A 17796-nucleotide genomic window follows, 5' to 3' on the forward strand; every position below is an offset into this window, starting at 1 on the left:
CCGGCAGGCGCCGGCAGTACCGGAGTCACTGCGCCGCAGGCTGGCGCTTCTTGATCGCCGCGATCAGGCGTTCGGCCAGCGCCGGATAATCCTTGTCGTAGTGGTGGCCGCCAGGCAGCTCCAGCTTCTCGCCGACGCTCTGCTGCTGGGTGCAGCCGCTTTCCGGCGCCTCTTCGGTGCCGTACACGCACAGCACTTTCGCGGCGGGCAGCTTGACCAGCTCGGGGCCGGTGGCGGCTTCGTCGGCGTCCTTGCCCAGCCAGCCCTCGACCTGGATCTCGAAGGCGCCGCTACGCGCCAGGGCCAGCAGCAGCACGGCATCGACCTGCTTTTTGTCGCTGTCGGGCAGACGGTTGTAGAGCGCCGGCATCACGTCGGCACCGAAGGAGTAGCCGATCAGCACGAAGCGCTTGGCGTGCCACTTTTCACGGTACTCGCGCATCATCTCGGAGAGGTCGCTGGCGGCCTGATCCGGGCTCTTGCGCTGCCAGAAGTAACGCAGGGTATCGACGCCGACCACCGGGTAGCCACGCTCGGCCATTTGCTCGGCCACGGCCTTGTCCAGATCGCGCCAGCCACCGTCACCGGAGTAGAACAGGCTGACCGTATCGCCGGGCGGCGTGGACGGCACCTCGACCACCGGCAGGTCATCGCTGGCGCCTTGCAGCAGGCGACGCACCTGGGCGATCAGCAGCGCCTTGGGCGCGGTGTCGTAGTCACCGATCAGGGTCTCGGCGTTGGCCTGCTCGCGTACGAAGCGGGCGCTGGCGTCATCCGGGTTATCGTTCCAGGCGGCCAGCCAGTGGCCATGGGCGCTGCCGGTTGGCGGCGGCGTGGCGCAATCGGGCTTTTCCAGGGAGAAGCCCACCGACAGCGCCTGGGCCTTGTCATCAGTCTGGGTGGCAAGCCAGCGCCAGGCGAGCATGGCGCTGCTTTCGCTGCCGGCGACCATGTTCGGCGGGCCGCCCAGTTGCGCGGCGGCGTCTTGCAGGGTCTTGGCTTGTGCGTCGCAGCTTTGCGCCTGAAGCGGGTATTGGCCGATCAGCGCGTGGTTGGATTGGGCCAGTTCCAGCAGTTCGGTTTCATCGAGCAACTGATCGTTCGGCAGCACCACTAGCACGCGGCGCTGCACCTTGCCGCCCGGCGTGGCGACCTGCAGGTCAGCGCCGGACGCCAGCCCATGATGCGCCAGGCTGGCAGCGGCTGGAGGGCGCAGCCAGAGGTAGAGGCCGCCGGCAACCACTGCCAGCAGCAAGGCAAGGATCGGTAACAGACGTTTTGCAGTGCGGGTCATCAGCGTTTCACCAGTCCGGTAAAGCCGCCGGCGATCAGTGCGGCGGTGTCGGTCAGTGCCACCAGCGGGTCGAGCCCGGCCGGCACGGCCATGTAGCGCGGCTCCCAGTCAGGCTGGAATTTGTCCTTGAAGCGGCGCAGGCCCTGGAAGTTGTAGAACGCCTCGCCACGCTTGAACACCAGCGCGCCGAGACGCTGTGCCAGGGGTGCCCCACGGCGCGGCTGCAGGCCCGAGAGCGGCACCATGCCGAGGCTGAAGCGGGCGAAGCCGGCGGCCTTGAAGTGCAGGATCAGGCCGAGCATGAGGAACTCCATGGTCAGCTTCGGCGCATCGGGCAGCACGCGCATCAGGTCGAGGGTGGCGAGGTCGCGGCTGTCGGTTTCCAGCAGGTTGGCGAAAGCCACGGCGCGGCCCTCGACCCGGGCGATGACGATGCGGAAGCGGTTCAGGTAGGCCGGATCGAAACGGCCGAGGGAGAAGCCTTTCTCGCGCATCTGCTTGCCGCCCAGCCAGGCATCGGAGATGGCGCGCAGCTCGTCGAACGGCGCCTGACCGGGCTCATGGAATTCCAGCACCAGGCCGTCGCGCTGGCCGCGGTTCCAGGTGTAGCGCAGGTCTTTCATGGCCTTGCCGGTGCTTTCCAGCTCGAAGCGGTTGAGATCGACCCGCGCCTCCTCGCCGAGCTTGATGGCGGTCAGGCCGATGTCCATGTACAGCGGCAGGTTGTCGGCGCGCACCTGATAGAACACCGGGCGGGTGTGGTGGCGGTCGCACAGGTCGCGGAACTGCCACACCAGTTCGCCGCGCCGTTGCGTGGTGCCGATGGGATCGAACAGCGCGACCATGCTGCGAGCGCGGCGCGAGTACATCAGAAAGGCGTCGCCTTCAGGGTGCACCAGCAGGGCCTTGTCGCCAGTGAGCGCCAAGCCGCCATCGGCCTGGTCGGAGGCCTTGACGATCCGTGCAGCGCGGTCCAGCTCCTCGCTGTTCGGCAGGGTGATGGCCGGTGGCGCGGCGCGCAGCAGCCAGGCCAGGAACACCACGCCAAGCATCAGTACGCAGCCCAGCGCGGCACGCAGGCCACGCGGCGCATCGGCATTTACCGCGAATTGCCACCACAGCTGGTTTTCATAGGGCACGTCCTGGTAGGCGAAGAACAGCAGCCAGATCGACGCACCGAGCACGCAGGCGCTGGCCGCCAGGTGCCAGGGCGAGAGGGGCAGCTCCATCAGCCGGCTGGGGCGGTAGAAGTAGGGGCGAAACAGCGCCAGCAGGCCGGCGGTGATACTCAGCAGCAGTGCTTCTTCCCAATCGAAGCCCTTGAGCAGCGACAGGATCGCGCCGGTCACCAGCAAGCCCAGGGTCATCGCCCAGGCCGCTGACAGGCGGCGGCGCAAGCCTTGAGCGAGCAGCAGGCACAACAGGCCGATCAGGCTGGCGCCGAAGTGCGAGGCGTCGATCAGCCGGTGCGGTATGAGGAAGTCGAGAATCTCCAGCCGCTCGTCCAGGCTCGGTGTAGCGCCTGAGAACAGCAGCACCATACCGGAGATGAATACCAGCAGCGCGAGGATCGGCGCGGCCAGGCCACTGGCAGCGCGGATCGCCTGGCGGGCGTTGATCAGCCGGCGCAGCTCCATGGCCAGCAGCAGCAGGCAGGCCACCAGCAGCGGCAGTATGATATAGATGAGGCGATAGAGCAGCAGTGCAGCCGCCAGGGGCGCAGCGCCCAGCTCGCTGGCAAAGGCGGCCAGCAGCACTGCCTCGAACACCCCGACGCCGCCCGGCACGTGGCTGAGCACGCCGGCGGCCAGGGCCAGCAGGTAGACGAGCAGGAAAGTGGTGAACGGCGGTGCCTCGGGCAGCAGCATATACAGCACGCCGGCTGCAGCGCTGACGTCCACCAGGGTGATCAATACTTGCAGCAGGGTCAGGCGTGCGCCCGGCATGCGCAGCAGGTGGCGGCTCACGCGCACCGCCACGCAATCGGCGTTCGGGCGTTCGCCCAGGCGCGCGCGATGCAGCATCAGCAGCAGGCCCGCACCGAGTGCCAGCAGCATCAGGCTGATGACGATCAGGATCGGTTGCGGCAGGCGCAGCGCGGCGGACGCGTCGGCGGGGTCCGCCAGTGCCGCCAGGGCGGCGAGAATCGGCAGTACGCAGCCCAGCGACAGGCTGGCGAACACCGTCATGCGGGCGATTTCCACGCCGCCGATGCCGTGGCGGGCATACAGTCGGTAGCGGATGGAGCCGCCGGAGAGCATCGACAGGCCCACGGCGTTGCCGATGGCGAACGCGCAGAAACCGCCAGTGGCCAAGGTACGGCCGGGCAGGCTGACGCCGGCATAGCGGCTGGCCGACCACTCGTAGCCGAGCAAGGCGATGAAACCGATGACGGTCAGGCCCACGGCACCGAACAGGTTCGCGGTCGGTACCGCCAGGATGGAGGCATGCAGCGCGCTGGGGTCCAGTTCATCGAGCAGGTGGCGGCAGGCCAGTAGCGCGATGACGAACAGCGCCAGGGCGACAGTCAAGCCCAGCGGCTGGCGGTAGCGATCCAGGCGTTGGCGCCAGAGCAGAAGTTGAGATTTGGGCAGAGAGGGTGGGGCAGTAGCGTCGGAGCTGGCGCGCATCGGATACCTCTTGGGCAGTGCGGCTCAGATTGAAGGACGGAATCCAAGTTCCATTTTGTATCAAGCAATGTATGAGCTTGAGCGAACCGCTTCAAGGTGTCTATGGCAGGCGCCTGGAAAGATTAGTCCATCAGCGTGGGGCGTGTAGGGAGGCGAGCTTTTCAGCGCCCATAAACAAAAGCCCCGACAGCGAACTGTCAGGGCTTTCGTTTCGAAGGTGGTTGCGGGAGCCGGATTTGAACCGACGACCTTCGGGTTATGAGCCCGACGAGCTACCAGACTGCTCCATCCCGCGGCGGCCATTCTATACAGGATGAGGCTTGTGTCAATCGATTTCTGCTTTTTAATCAATTAGTTAAATCAAGGAAGCAGAAAAACAAAAAGGCCACTCGATTGAGTGGCCTTTTTGAGTATCTGGTTGCGGGAGCCGGATTTGAACCGACGACCTTCGGGTTATGAGCCCGACGAGCTACCAGACTGCTCCATCCCGCGGCGGCCATTTTATACAGGATGAAGCTTGTGTCAATCGATTTCTGCTTTTTAATCAATTAGTTAAATCAAGGAAGCAGAAAAACAAAAAGGCCACTCGATTGAGTGGCCTTTCTGAGTATCTGGTTGCGGGAGCCGGATTTGAACCGACGACCTTCGGGTTATGAGCCCGACGAGCTACCAGACTGCTCCATCCCGCGGTCGCCATTCTATTCATCTGAGACCTGCTGTCAACGCTTATCTGGGAAAAACGTTTTACCGTCAATTGGTTAGCGATTCGAATCGTACATTTTAAAGTGCTCGAGGCCCTGCCGCACGGGCGTCTCAGGCGGTTTTGTGGCGTTTTCATGACGGGCTCTGGTAACGATGAATGGCAAGCCATGGGCTGGAAGGCTGTTCTTATATACAGTAAGGTGCGCTTTCTATCCTTTCTCGCCGACCGCGCCCGCGGTCGGCTGGCTCTCTCAGGTCTATGGCGCAGCGAAAGATCATCCACGTAGATTGCGATGCCTTCTATGCGTCGGTCGAAATGCGCGACAACCCGGCGCTGGCCGACAAGCCCATGGCCGTCGGTGGCTCGGCGGATCGGCGCGGGGTGATCGCCACCTGCAATTACGAGGCGCGGGCCTACGGTGTGCGCTCGGCCATGGCCTCGGGGCATGCGCTGAAGCTGTGCCCGGACCTGCTGATCGTCAAGCCGCGTTTCGACGTTTACCGCGCCGTATCTCGGGAAATACACGGGATCTTTCGCGATTACACCGACCAGATCGAGCCGTTGTCGCTCGACGAAGCCTTTCTCGATGTCTCCAATTGCGAGCACTTCGGTGGCAGCGCCACGCGGATCGCCCAGGACATCCGCCGGCGCGTGTCCAGCGATCTGCACATCACCGTGTCCGCCGGGGTGGCGCCCAACAAGTTCCTGGCCAAGATCGCCAGCGACTGGCGCAAGCCCAACGGCATCTTCGTGATCACCCCGGATCAGGTCGAGGATTTCGTCGCCGAGCTGCCGGTCAACAAACTCCATGGGGTCGGCAAGGTCACCGCGGACAAGCTCACCCGCCTGGGCATACGCACGTGCCGTGATTTGCGCGAGTGGAACAAGCTGCGCCTGGTGCGCGAGTTCGGCAGCTTCGGTGAGCGGCTGTGGAACCTGGCCCATGGTATCGACGAGCGTATCGTGCAGACCGACAGCCGTCGCCAGTCGATGAGCGTGGAGAACACTTACGATCAGGACCTGCCAGACCTCGACGCCTGCCTGGCGCAACTGCCGGCGTTGCTGGAAGAACTGGAACGACGCATGACGCGCCTGGATGGCAGCTATCGGGCGGGCAAGCCCTTCGTCAAGGTCAAGTTCCACGACTTCACCCAGACCACCATGGAACAGGCCGGCGCTGGGCGCGACCTGGAGAGTTACCGGGTACTGATGACCAGCGCCCATGCGCGCGGTAACAAGCCGGTGCGGCTGCTCGGCGTTGGCTTACGTTTGCAGGACCTGCGCGGCAAGCATGAACAGCTGGATCTGTTCACCACGCCCGAATCATAGGAACCGGCATGGCAGGCGAGTGGGGCCGCCCGTCCGCCATAGCGCGTTTTTATTCGTCAGGCCACAACCGGATCGGTTTGCCGCTGGCCGGCCACAGGCGCAGCTGGTCGATCGGCGAAACGTCCCAGCGTTCGATGGTCGCGAGGCTCTGCAGGAAGCGGTTTTCCTGCTCCATCAATGCCGGTGCGCACATTTTTCGGGTACTGCCGGCGTCGCTGAAGGTCAACTTGTCGCCGTCACGCTGATAGCTGGCGAACCAGTGGTTGCAGCCGGCGTTGCCGTAGGCGCGGCCATCTTCGCCGAGGATGATGGTCAGGTGACTGTTGTCGATCAGCGGGCGTTCGCCGATCCATTCCACGCTGTAGGTGCGCTCGGGTTCCAGTTGCACCGGTTTGCCGGCGCAGCCAGCCAAGGCTGCGGCGAGCAGGCCCAAGGCGAGAAGCGGTTTCATCAGGCCTCCTTGGTCAGGCACGCAGGGCAGAGGTGATTGTCCTGCTGTTTGCGCCAGCCGAGTTCGGCCAGGCGTGCATCGGCGGCGGGTGCCTGGGCCTTCTTGCCCAGCGCGCTGTCTACCGCGAATTCGAAGTCCAGCTGCTTGCCGCAGCTGTCGCAGGTGACCTGCCAATTGAAGATCGACAGCTCGGTGAACGCCGGCCCGTGGGCGACGGCGACCCATTGGCCGGGCGGATTGATCAGATGACGGACCTTGTCGACCTGCAGGCGCATGCTCAGGTCGCGGCTGCCCTTGAGGCTGACGACCAGGGTGTCGTTGCCCTTGATCGAGCCGCCGTTACCGGTGACCTGATAGCGTCCGGGGGCCAGGGCACGGCACTCGATCAGGGTGTGTTCGGGGTTGAGCAGGTTGTAGCGAAAATCGTGTTCGGCCATGGGTCCTCCGGGTGAGGAGGGCATACTAACAGGCCGCGACCGAGGCGGGCGGGGTGGCGACGCTTGGGGCTAGCCCGGCGTCGCGTCGAGATAGCTAAAACCTGTTCAGAATCCTTACGTACAGGTTCGTCGATTTTGGCAGCTAAGTGGTGGGAACGGCCGTTCGCCGATTCACTGTGGGAGCGGGCGGGGACGCCAAGTTTATGCGCGCGAAGAATCGCGGGCATGGCCCGCTCCCACAGGTAATGCATCGATGTCCGCTTTTGCCTTGCAGCAGCCTTTTGATGTCGCCAAAAAAATCGTGAACAGATTCTTAGATGGTGGGAAACAGTTCGCGCAGGGCCGCGCGGTAAAAATCGAATGCCGCTACCGCGCCGCTGACGGCTTCTTCACGCTGGCTTTCGCTGAGTTCCAGGCCATCGAGCAGGGCGACGAACTGGCGCCAGTGCAGGCCCCGGCCGTCCGGGTGAGCCGCCAGGTGGCGAGCGCCGTTTTCGCCATTCAGGCCGATCTGCTGGGTTTCCTTGAACAGAAACGCAGCGCCCAGGTTGGAGCCTTCGCTGCAGTACAGCCAGCCCAGCGCGGCGTGCGTGCTGGGGGGCGCAACGGCAGGCGGCGTCGGCGGCAGTGGCAGGCCCAGATCCGTGATGTCGGCGCGCACCGCCTCGAAACGAGGCAGCTCGCTCAGGCCCGGTAGCAGGCGATTGAGTTCGATATCGTCGTATAGCGCATCAATCGAACCATGAAACCGGTGCTGCAGACGCAGAAAGTAATCGTAACGCTGCAGGCTCTCGAAAGGTCGAGACTGCATGATCAGTGTATCGACACTGTCGTGATCACGGCGGGTGCCGGCTTTCAAGCGCTTGCTCAGTGGCAGCTGCGCAGGCGACGTCATCTGCAGGGTTGCCGCATGTGCCTCGAAATCAGACGGCTGCATGCTGCGCTTCCTCCTGCAGGCGCACGATCGCCTGCTCGAGCTCATCCAGGCCACTGCTGCGGATCGGCTGCTCCTGCTTGAGCTGGGTTTCGCTGTGCTGGCAGGCGGCGCGCAGTTGCGGCACGCCGCAGTAGCGGGTCGCGCCGTGCAGGCGATGGATGCGTTCGATCAGGGCGTTGCGATCACCATCGGCGCGTGCCTGAAGGATGGCTTGCAGGTCACCCGGCAAACCGGCGAGCAGCATGTTGAGCATGTCGGCGGCCAGGTCGGCCTTGCCGGCGGCCAGGCGCAGGCCTTCTTCCTTGTCGAGCACCGCCGTGGCAGGGGGCGCGGCGGTATCAGGTGGTAACTCCTGGGTGTTGCCCGCCAGGGTCAGGCCGGTCCATTTGAGCACCACCTGGGCCAGTTGGCGCTCGCTGATCGGCTTGGTCAGGTAGTCGTCCATGCCGCTTTGCAGCAGGGTGCGCTTCTCGTTGGCCAGGGCATGGGCAGTGAGGGCGACGATGGGCATCGGCGTGCGGGCGTTGTCGTGTTCCCACTGGCGGATCGCCTCGGTGGTCTGGCGACCGTCCATGCCGGGCATCTGCACGTCCATGAACACCAGGTCGAAGTCCTGCTGCTGGGCGATCGCCAGGGCATCGAAGCCGCTGCTGGCGACCGTGACCTTGGCGCCCATGTCGTCTAGCAGGGTCTGCACCAGGAGCAGGTTGGCGGCGTTGTCATCGACGCAGAGGATGGCCGGCGAGCGCATCGGGTTGTGGCGCGCCGCCTGGCGTGCCTGCCGCGGCGCCACCAGCTCGATCAGTGCGCGTTGCAGACGCCGCGTACAGGCCGGTTTGGCCAGCAGCTGGCCGTGCCAGTCCGGCACGCTGTCCTGATAGAGCGTCTGTTCGGTGGTGGGGCAGAGCAGCACGCTCTTGCAGCCCTGCTCCTCGAGCGCCCAGGCCTGCCTGCCCAGCGCCGCGGGGGGCAAATCGTCGGCCGTGACGCCCAGCACGGCGCAGCTGAACGCCTGTGCGCCGCCAGTGGCTGAGTTGACCGCGTCTTGCAGGCTGCCGAGATCGCTGAAGGCAACCACCTGCAGGCCACAATCCTCCAGCTGATGCTGGAGCGCCTGGCGGGCCAGTTCGTGGGCCTCGAGAATCGCCACCCGGCGCCCGGCCAGGGCGCGGGGCTGCTCGTCGGCCTCGCTGCGCGCCTTGGGCAGGTTGAGGCTGACCCAGAACTCGGAGCCTTCGCCCGGCGTGCTGTCCACGCCGATCTCCCCGCCCATCTGCTCGATCAGGCGCTTGGAAATCACCAGGCCCAGGCCGGTGCCGCCGGCCTGGCGCGACATGGAATTGTCGGCCTGGCTGAAGGCCTGGAACAGGGAGCGCAAATCCTCTTCGCCGAGGCCGATGCCGGTATCGCGCACGCTGATGCGCAGTTGCGCACGGTCGGCGGTTTCTTCCTCGACCATGGCGCGGATGACGATGCTGCCTTCGCGGGTGAACTTGATCGCATTGCTGACCAGGTTGGTCAGCACCTGCTTGAGGCGCAGCGGGTCGCCCGACAGCCACACCGGTGTGTCGCGATAGACCAGCGAGAGCAGTTCGAGCTTTTTCTCGTGGGCGGTCGGCGCGAGGATGGTGAGGGTGTCCTGCAGCAGGTCGCGCAGGTTGAAGGGGATGTTTTCCAGCACCAGTTTGCCGGCCTCGATCTTCGAGAAGTCGAGCACCTCGTTGATGATGCTCAGCAGGCTGTCGGCTGACTTCTCGATGGTGCTCAGGTAATCCTGCTGGCGCGGGCTGAGCTCGCTTTTCTGCAGCAGGTTGGTGAAGCCGAGAATGCCATTGAGCGGCGTACGAATCTCGTGGCTCATGTTGGCCAGGAACTCGGACTTGATGCGGCTTGCTTCCAGGGCTTCCTTGCGGGCGAAGTCCAGCTCGATGTTCTGGATCTCCATGTTTTCCATGTTCTGGCGCAGGTCTTCGGTGACCTGGTCGATGCTGTGCTGCATTTCTTCCTGGGCGGCCTGCAGGGACTCGGCCATGCGGTTGATGCCCGAGGCCAGTTCGTCGAGTTCGTGGCTGCCCAGCGGTGGCAGGCGGGTTTCCAGGTGGCCGTCCTTGAGCAGGGCCACGCCATGCTTGATGCGCAGCAGGGGGTCGTTGATGCTGCGGCTCATGCGCAGCGCCAGCAGGCCGGTGATGATCAGCCCGGTGACCACCAGCAGGAGGCTGGTGAGCAGGCTGCGGTAGCCGCTGAGCAGGGTGTTGTGGTGCGACAGTTCCAGCTCCACCCAGCCGATCGGTCCGGCCTCGGCGCTGGTGCGTTCCTGGCCGCTGAGGGTCAGGTGTTGGGCCAGCACCGGCAGCAGGAAACGGGTCGCGTCCTGGTTGCTGCGTTCGGCGATGTCCACGGTGTTGCTGTCGATCACCGGACGCTGGTTGAGCATGCTCGGGCCTGCATGGGCCAGACGATCGCTTTGCGTGGTCAGGAAGGTCACCGCACGTACGTCGGGCTGCTCCAGGGCCTCGGTGGCGATGCGCTGCAGCAGCGCCTGGTCGCCATGCAGGAGGGCGGGGGCGGCCAGGGGCGCCAGTTGTTCGGCGATCATGTGGCCGCGCTGCAGCAGTTGCGCCTGCAGCCCGGAGAGCTGCATCCAGATGAAGTAGCCGCCCAGTACCAGCGCCAGCAGGCTGGTGGGCAGCAGAGTAAGCATCAGTACCCGACCCTTGATGCCGATATCCTTGAACACGCGATGCCCCCTTTCGACGATGCCAGGCAGTGTAGCGATTCCGGCCGGGCGGCGCTTGCCCGTCGTGAGGCGGGTTACGGACGCTTGGGCAAAAGGTAGAATCGCTCGCATTCGCTTTTCAGAGCCACATTGCCATGACGCTTCTCGCCACCCCTGCCACCCGTATTCTCGCGGTCGAAGACGACCCCGCCCTGGCCTCCCACCTGCAGGCGCATCTGCAGGGCTGCGGCTTCGACGTGACCATGAGCCACGATGGCAGCGAAGGCCTGCGCCTGGCCCGGGCGCAGCACTTCGACCTGATCCTCATGGACATCCTGCTGCCCGGCAGCAATGGCCTGGACGTGCTGCAACGCCTGCGCGAGCAGCGCCACGTGCCGGTCATCCTGATGTCCGCCCTGGGCGCCGAGCCGGATCGCATCGCCGGCTTCAGCAAGGGCGCCGACGACTACCTGCCCAAGCCGTTCAGCCTGGGCGAACTCAGCGTGCGCATCGAGGCCATCCTGCGCCGGGTCGCCTACGAGCGCCGCGGGCAACCACCGCTGCCGGCCGACGCGCTGACCTTTCACGAGGACCGCTGTGACGTCTGCCATGACGGCCAGTGGGCCACGCTCACCTCGACCGAGTACCGGCTGCTGGAAACCTTTTCCCGGCATGCCGAGGAAGTCCTCAGCAAGGCCTTTCTCTATCAGCACGTGCTGCACCGCGGTTACTCCCAGCATGATCGCAGCCTGGACATGCACGTCAGCAACGTGCGCCGCAAGCTCAAGGCTATCGGCTACAGCGGCAAGCGCCTGGAGTCGGTGTGGGGCAAGGGCTACGTGCTGACGGCCCGGGAGTCCTGAGGTGCCGGGGTGGCATTCGCTGTTCTGGAAACTGATCGTCGGCCTGGCGCTGTTCTGCCTGCTGACCGTCAGCATGCACCTGGACCTGGAACAGCGGGTGTACGACTCGATGTCCACGCTTTCCACCAGCAGCCGGGGGGAACTCACCGAGTTCGCCCGCGAGGCGGAAACGGCCTGGCGTGAGCAGGGCCGGATCGGGCTGGACACATATCTGCAAGACCTCCATCAGCGCGAACGGGTCTGGGTGGTGGTGGTCGACGAGCAGCATCGGTCGTTGTCTTCCCTGCCGCTCAGTGAGGAGGAGGCGCTGCGCCTGAGTTTCGTACGCCGGCTCGACCAGAAGGTCGGCCGGCCTGGTGGCCAACCGGTCTTCTACGTGCCCTTCAGTGATGGCGATGGGCGCCTGGTGATGGAACTGCCGCGACGCCTCGACCCACGCAATTACAGCCCGCTGTGGGATGTCTTCCTGCGCAGCGTACTGCCGGCCAGCCTGGCGATTCTGCTGGGCACCCTGTTGTACCGCTGGCTCATCGCGCCGCTGGTGATCCTGCGCCGTCAGGCCAACAACCTGAGCGCCGGCGATCTGAGCGCGCGGGTCGGTGCGCCGGTGGCTTCCCGCCAGGATGAGTTGGGTGAACTGGGGCGCGCCTTCGATCACATGGCCGAGCGCTTGCAGGGCACCGTGGTGTATCAGCGGCGCTTGCTGCGCGACCTGTCCCACGAGTTGCGTACGCCGCTGAGCCGCTTGCGCGTGGCCAGTGATGGCGAGAGCGACCCGCAGGTGCTGCGTCAACGACTCGACCGGGAAATCACCATCATGCAGACCCTGGTGGAAAATTCCCTGGAGCTGGCCTGGCTCGACTCCGAGCGACCGCAGTTCGCCCGCGAGCCGATCCGCGTGCTGCAACTCTGGGACATGCTGGTCGAGGACGCCTGCTTCGAAGCCGGTTGGCCCAGCGAACGGCTGCTGTTCGAGGTCGATGAAGACTGCACCGTATACGCCAACCTGACCAGCCTGGCCCAGGCCCTGGAAAACCTGCTGCGTAACGCCATTCGCCACTCACCACCCGCAGGAACGGTGCGCCTGAGCGGTGTTCGGGAGGGTGACTGCTGGCATCTGCGCCTGGTCGATGACGGCCCCGGTGTCGATGAGCGTTACCTGGAAACCATCTTCGAACCCTTCTCGCGGCTCGACTGCGCCCGCCCCGGTGACGGCGGCTTCGGCCTTGGCCTGAGCATCGCACGCAGCGCCATTGCCCTGCAGGGCGGTCGCCTGTGGGCGCAAAGCCCGCCCGGCAGCGGGCTGCAGATGCACCTGGCGCTGCCAGCCGCCGAAGTGCCGGAGCAAAGTGTATAGACTGTAAATGACGTTTACTCTCATATGATATTAACTATCATTTGCGCCGTTATAGCGGCGGGAAGGCTCTGGGGAGCGCCTTCAGGAGACCCACTACCGCCGTTTTCGCCCACCTGGGCCTGACAATATCCGGTATGGGGACGTCGATGAATCCGAAATACAAACCGAGTCTGCTGGCCACGGCCATCATGGTGGCGTTCAGTGCGCCGGCTGCAGTGACTGCGCAAACTAGCGAAATCACCCTCGATGACGCGGCGGCCAGCGAAGGGCTGCAGGTAGAGCAGGGTAGCCACGGATTGGAAATCGGCGAAACGCGGATCGTTGGCACCGCCGAGCAGGAGCTCAAGCAGGCCTCCGGGGTGTCGATCATCACGGCCGACGATATTCAGCGCCACCCGCCGGCCAATGACCTGTCCGAAATCATCCGCCGCATGCCAGGCGTCAACCTCACCGGCAACAGTGCCAGCGGGCAGTTCGGCAACAGCCGGCAGATCGATCTGCGCGGCATGGGCCCGGAAAATACCCTGATCCTTATCGACGGCCGCCCCGTTGCCTCGCGTAATGCTGTGCGCATGGGTCGTTCCGGTGAGCGCAACGGTCGCGGCGACAGCAATTGGGTGCCGGCCGAGGCGATCGAACGTATCGAAGTACTGCGTGGCCCGGCAGCTGCCCGTTATGGTTCGGGCGCGGCTGGCGGGGTGGTTAACATCATCACCAAGGCGCCGGGCAAGACGGTATCGGGGTCGGTCACCGCGTACACCAACATTCCTGAAAACAGTGACGAGGGCGCTACCCGGCGCTTGAGTTTCAACACCGCCGGGCCGCTGACCGACAACCTGTCGTTTCGGGTTTACGGCAACCTGAACAAGACCGAAGCCGATGATGCTGGGCTGAACGACGGCTACGCCGTGGGTAGCAATCCCGCACCGGCCGGGCGCGAAGGGGTTCGCAACAAAGACATCAACACGTTGTTGCGCTGGGACGTCACCCAGCAGCAGACCCTCGAATTCGAAACCGGCTTCAGTCGCCAAGGCAACATCTACGCAGGCGAGCGCGCCCAGGATCACCCCAGCACGGTGGGCAACACCAATGCGCTGCTGGGTCGCGAAACCAACACCATGTACCGCCAGACCGCAGCCATCACCCATCGTGGCGACTGGGACATCGGTACTTCTCAGGTCGGCATTTCCTACGAGAACACCCGTAATCGGCGGATGGCCGAGGCGCTGGCCGGCGGGCCGGAAACCGGCATCAGCCGGCAGGACAAATCGACCTCCGAGCTGGACAATTATCGCCTGCACGGCGAACTCAACCTGCCGCTGGAGCTGGGCTTGCACCAGACGTTGACCATCGGCGGCGAGTACGTGCGTGAGGAGTTGAACGACCCGTACTCCAATGGCCAGGCCTCGTCGTTTGGCGGTATCACGCTGCCAGGCTTCGCTGCAGGCCCCCGCAGTGGTAAGTCGGATGCCGACACCTACGCGCTCTACATCGAAGACAACATCGAGCTGACCCCCGACTGGACGCTGACCCCTGGGCTGCGTTTCGACGACAACAGCATCTTCGGCAATAACTGGAGCCCCAGCCTCAACAGCGCCTACAAGCTGACCGACACCATCACCCTCAAGGGCGGCGTTGCCAAGGCATTCAAGGCGCCCAACCTTTATCAGTCCAACCCCAACTACATCTACTTCACCAAGGGCAACGGCTGCCCGGACGGCTCGGGCGGTGGTGGTGGCTGCTATATCCTGGGCAATCCCAACCTGGAAGCTGAAACCAGTATCAACAAGGAACTGGGCATCGCCTTCGACGACGCCGGTTGGGTTGCAGGGCTGACCTATTTCCACAACGACTACAAGAACAAGGTCGTGGCTGGAATGGGCGACGGCTCCGATCCCATTCAGGTGGTTCCGGGCGCTGGCAACTACGCCGAGGTATACCAGTGGGTCAACGCGCCCAAGGCAATCGTCTCGGGTTGGGAGGGCAACCTCACCATTCCGCTGCTGGGCAGCGAAGGTGAAACGCTGAGCTGGAGCAACAACTTCACCTACATGATCCAGAACAAGAACAAGAGCACCGGGGAACCGCTGTCGGTGATTCCCAAGTACACCGTCAACTCGATGCTCGACTGGAGCGTGACCCAGGCCCTGGATCTCTCGCTGATCGTCACCCACTACGGCAAGCAGGAACCACGGCGCCTGACCAGTCAGGGCAGTGCCGCCACCGGTGATGCGTTGCGGGCCAGGGATCCTTACACGCTGGTGGGCCTCAGCGCCAACTACGAGCTGAACGACAACTGGCGTTTCGGCGCCGGTATCAACAACCTGTTCGACAAGCAGATTCGTCGTGAAAGCATTGCCGGCGGTGAAGGTGCGAATACCTACAACGAGCCGGGCCGGGCATTCTATGTGTCGGCAACCACCTCGTTCTGATGAGCGGCACCCAAGCCACCGCCCCAATCAGGGCGGTGGTTTTTTGCATTGAAACGGATTGAGCACGATGACTGCCGACTACATCACCGACGTCGCCTATCCACACTTCTTCCAGCGCGAAACCACGCCAGTCTGGCTGAGTTTCGCTGCGCGTGCGCTGGGCCGCCCGAGCCCTGATCTGCGCCAGCCTTTCGTGTCCTGCGAACTGGGCTGCGGCCAGGGGTTCGCCACGCTGCTGCAAGCTGTCGCCAATCCCCAGGGCCATTTCGTCGGCGTGGATTTCAACGCTGAACATATAGCCCATGCCAAGGCGCTGGCCCAGGCCGCCGGTGTGGCCAACGTGGAGTTCGTCGAAAACAGTTTCCAGGGCATGCTCGATCGAGCTGCGGCAACGCCGCGTTATGACTTCATCATCCTGCACGGCATCTACTCCTGGGTGTCGACAGCGGATCAGCAGCGTTTGCGGCAGTTCGTCGAGCGCGAGCTCAAGCCCGGCGGCATCGCCTTCGTCGGCTACATGGCCCAGCCTGGGCTGGATTTCTTCGCGGCGCCGCGGCGTTTCGTCCAGCAGTATGCCCAGACCCTGTCAGGCACTTCGGCGCAGCGCGTCGTCGAGTCGCTGCGCGCGCTGCAGCGCCTGGCGGCGAGTGGCGCAGGGCTGTTCGCCCATGACCGCCAGGTAGCGGCCTATGTGGAGCGCAGCCTGCAGGATGATCCGCATTACCTCGCCCATGAGTTGCTCAACCAACACTGGCACACGCTGCCGGTCGCCGAGGTGATGGCCGCATTCCAAGCCTGTGGCACCGGGTACATGGGCAGCGCCAGCCTGATGGACAACATCGACGATCTGTCCCTGCCAGCCAACGTGATCCAGCAACTGGCTGACCTTGAGGGCATCGCGTTGCGGGAGACGTTCAAGGATCTCGCTCGCAACCAGACCCAGCGCCGGGATCTCTATCAGCGCGATACGCAGGAGCTGGACGAATACGCTCACAAGGCTGCGCTGTTCGATCAGGTGGTGGCTGCGTTACCCGGCGCTCCAGCCCAAGGTGGCGTGACGTTCGAGACGCGCATCGGTGCGGTCGAAGGTGCAGCGTCGCTGTTCTCCCCGATCCTTGAAGCGCTGGCCGAGCGGCCACAGAGTTTTCCCGGTTTGTTGCGGCTGCCGGCATTGGCCGGGCAGGCGGGTAGCATCAGCCCTGCGCTCCAGGCGCTGACGGCCGCAGGCCATGTGCACCCACTGCTGCCTGGGCAAATTAATGTGGCGGGTTGTCAAGCCTTCAATCGGGTGATCAGCGAGCGTGTGCTGGCGGGCGCTCGCTATTCCCATTTGGCGGCGCCGAGCCTGGGCTCCGGGTTGGCCGCGAGTTTCCTCGAAATGGCTGCCGCCCGCGTGCTGCTCGACCATCCGGCGCTGCGCGGCGCGCTGTTGTGCCAGACCGTGGATGCCTTGTTGCGCAAGGTCGGCTGGCAACCATTGGAAAACCCCACCGACTCGTTGCAAGCCCAGTTGGGACGCTTCGAGCGCGATACCTTGCCGGTCTGGCAACAGCTCGGCGTGGTGGGCTCATGAGCCGATGGTTGAGCATTCTCCTGGTGCTGCTGACGATCAGCGGAGCCGCCGTGGCCAAGCCTGATCTGTCCCAGCCATTGGGCCCAACCCTGGCCGATCATGGTTCGCCCCATTACCGGTTCAGCCGGCAGGAACTCGCCTCGGCCGATGGCCAGCGCCACTACCGTATCTGGATCGCCGTTCCCGAGCAGGCCGCGCCCCCGGCGGGTTATCCGGTGCTGTACCTGCTCGATGGTAATGCGGCGCTGGGCGCCTTGCAGGAGGCGCAACTGGCCGATCTCGCCAGGCGCGGGCCGCCGGTGCTGGTGTTCATCGGCTACGCCACCGACCTGCGCTTCGACGTGACGGCGCGCGCTTACGACTACACGCCGCCTTTGCCAGGTGGCGAGCCGGTGATCGACGACATCGCCCGGCAGCGACCCGGCGGCGGGGCGGATGTGTTTCTCGACCTGATCGAGCAGCGCATCAAGCCGCTGGTGCAGGCGCAGGCACCCATCGACCCGACGCGCCAGAGCCTGTGGGGGCATTCCTATGGCGGCCTGCTGACGCTGCACGCGTTGTTCACCCGGCCGGCGAGCTTCCAACGCTATATCGCCGCCGATCCGTCGTTGTGGTGGCAGGGCGGCTTCATTCTCGAGGAGGCCCGGGCGTTTCTGGCCCGCCCGCAAGCGTTCGACCTGACGCTGCTGACCGGTGGCGCAGTTCGCGAACGCCCGCCAGCCGGCAAGAACGAAGACCCGCAGGTACGCGCCCGCCGTGAAGCCGTTGCGGCCCTGCCGGACAATGCCGCCGAACGGCTCGCCGAGCAACTGGCGGCTGCCGGCCACGGCCCGGTTCGTTACAAGCGTTACGCCGACTTGGGCCACGGGCCGATGCTGCCGGCTTCGCTGGGGCCGGCGCTGCGCCTGAGTGCCGGGGATGACGAGGTGATTACCCGCTGGACGTCGAAGTGAATCGCCCGGGATTTACATATGTAAATGAAAATCCCACGCATTTGTGCGGCAGTATTGCCGCTGCCGTGCCACGGTCATCAGACGCGGTGGCACGTTTTACCGTTGAAGAAAGGATATG

At 64.6% G+C, this 17796-nt stretch carries 12 protein-coding genes and 3 tRNA genes; 6 read left to right on the top strand and 9 right to left on the bottom strand.

What is annotated here, in order from left to right; translation table 11 throughout:
- Window positions 1-25: 25 nt before the first annotated feature.
- From BVH03_RS12370 to BVH03_RS12390, 5 genes are all read right to left on the bottom strand, one after another.
- Window positions 26-1294: a virulence factor family protein gene (locus tag BVH03_RS12370; RefSeq protein WP_075961439.1), complete on the bottom strand. Its 1269-nt coding sequence runs from the start codon at window positions 1292-1294 to the stop codon at window positions 26-28.
- Entirely contained in the window at window positions 1294-3924 is a 2631-nt protein-coding gene (gene mprF, locus BVH03_RS12375) for a bifunctional lysylphosphatidylglycerol flippase/synthetase MprF (protein ID WP_075961440.1), read from the bottom strand. The genes BVH03_RS12370 and mprF overlap by 1 nt, the downstream gene beginning before the upstream one ends.
- 218 nt (window positions 3925-4142) lie before the next feature.
- A tRNA-Met gene (locus BVH03_RS12380) sits at window positions 4143-4219 on the bottom strand.
- Window positions 4220-4339: 120 nt separating this feature from the next.
- Window positions 4340-4416: transfer RNA gene (locus BVH03_RS12385), tRNA-Met, on the bottom strand.
- A gap of 120 nt (window positions 4417-4536) precedes the next feature.
- A tRNA-Met gene (locus BVH03_RS12390) sits at window positions 4537-4613 on the bottom strand.
- Between the two features lie 272 nt (window positions 4614-4885).
- On the opposite strand from BVH03_RS12390, the gene dinB reads away from it, so the two are divergent.
- The gene (gene dinB, locus BVH03_RS12395; RefSeq protein ID WP_075961441.1) at window positions 4886-5956 is read left to right on the top strand and encodes a DNA polymerase IV; all 1071 of its coding nucleotides are present in this window, start codon (window positions 4886-4888) and stop codon (window positions 5954-5956) included.
- Window positions 5957-6005: 49 nt separating this feature from the next.
- Here dinB and BVH03_RS12400 read toward each other — a convergent pair whose 3' ends face one another.
- The 4 genes from BVH03_RS12400 to BVH03_RS12415 all read right to left on the bottom strand — a co-directional run bounded on the left by BVH03_RS12400 (window position 6006) and on the right by BVH03_RS12415 (window position 10521).
- Entirely contained in the window at window positions 6006-6407 is a 402-nt protein-coding gene (locus tag BVH03_RS12400; protein ID WP_075961442.1) for an META domain-containing protein, read from the bottom strand.
- Window positions 6407-6844, bottom strand: coding sequence for a hypothetical protein (locus BVH03_RS12405; RefSeq protein WP_075961443.1), 438 nt, complete (start codon window positions 6842-6844; stop codon window positions 6407-6409). Before BVH03_RS12405 ends, BVH03_RS12400 begins: the two co-directional genes overlap by 1 nt.
- A 313-nt stretch (window positions 6845-7157) precedes the next feature.
- Window positions 7158-7781 (bottom strand): biliverdin-producing heme oxygenase, encoded by a 624-nt coding sequence (locus tag BVH03_RS12410; RefSeq protein WP_083640050.1) that lies wholly within the window; start codon window positions 7779-7781, stop codon window positions 7158-7160.
- The gene (locus tag BVH03_RS12415; protein WP_075961444.1) at window positions 7768-10521 is read right to left on the bottom strand and encodes an ATP-binding protein; all 2754 of its coding nucleotides are present in this window, start codon (window positions 10519-10521) and stop codon (window positions 7768-7770) included. The genes BVH03_RS12410 and BVH03_RS12415 overlap by 14 nt, the downstream gene beginning before the upstream one ends.
- Before the next feature lie 134 nt (window positions 10522-10655).
- Between BVH03_RS12415 and BVH03_RS12420 the strand changes: the two genes are divergently transcribed.
- From BVH03_RS12420 to BVH03_RS12440, 5 genes are all read left to right on the top strand, one after another.
- Complete coding sequence (locus BVH03_RS12420; RefSeq protein ID WP_075961445.1) at window positions 10656-11363, top strand: response regulator transcription factor; 708 nt, start codon at window positions 10656-10658, stop codon at window positions 11361-11363.
- 1 nt (window position 11364) lies between these two features.
- On the top strand, window positions 11365-12720 hold the full coding sequence (locus BVH03_RS12425) for a cell wall metabolism sensor histidine kinase WalK (RefSeq protein ID WP_075961446.1): 1356 nt from the start codon (window positions 11365-11367) through the stop codon (window positions 12718-12720).
- Between the two features lie 146 nt (window positions 12721-12866).
- Window positions 12867-15152 (top strand): TonB-dependent siderophore receptor, encoded by a 2286-nt coding sequence (locus BVH03_RS12430; protein WP_075961447.1) that lies wholly within the window; start codon window positions 12867-12869, stop codon window positions 15150-15152.
- Between the two features lie 67 nt (window positions 15153-15219).
- A complete protein-coding gene (locus BVH03_RS12435) occupies window positions 15220-16725 on the top strand; it encodes a methyltransferase regulatory domain-containing protein (protein ID WP_075961448.1) in 1506 nt (501 codons plus the stop codon).
- Window positions 16722-17678 carry an alpha/beta hydrolase gene (locus tag BVH03_RS12440; RefSeq protein WP_075961449.1) on the top strand — a complete coding sequence of 319 codons (957 nt, stop codon included), beginning with the start codon at window positions 16722-16724 and terminating at the stop codon, window positions 17676-17678. Before BVH03_RS12435 ends, BVH03_RS12440 begins: the two co-directional genes overlap by 4 nt.
- Window positions 17679-17796 lie beyond the last annotated feature (118 nt).

This window comes from Pseudomonas sp. PA15(2017), from assembly GCF_001945395.1.
Lineage (GTDB): Bacteria > Pseudomonadota > Gammaproteobacteria > Pseudomonadales > Pseudomonadaceae > Aquipseudomonas.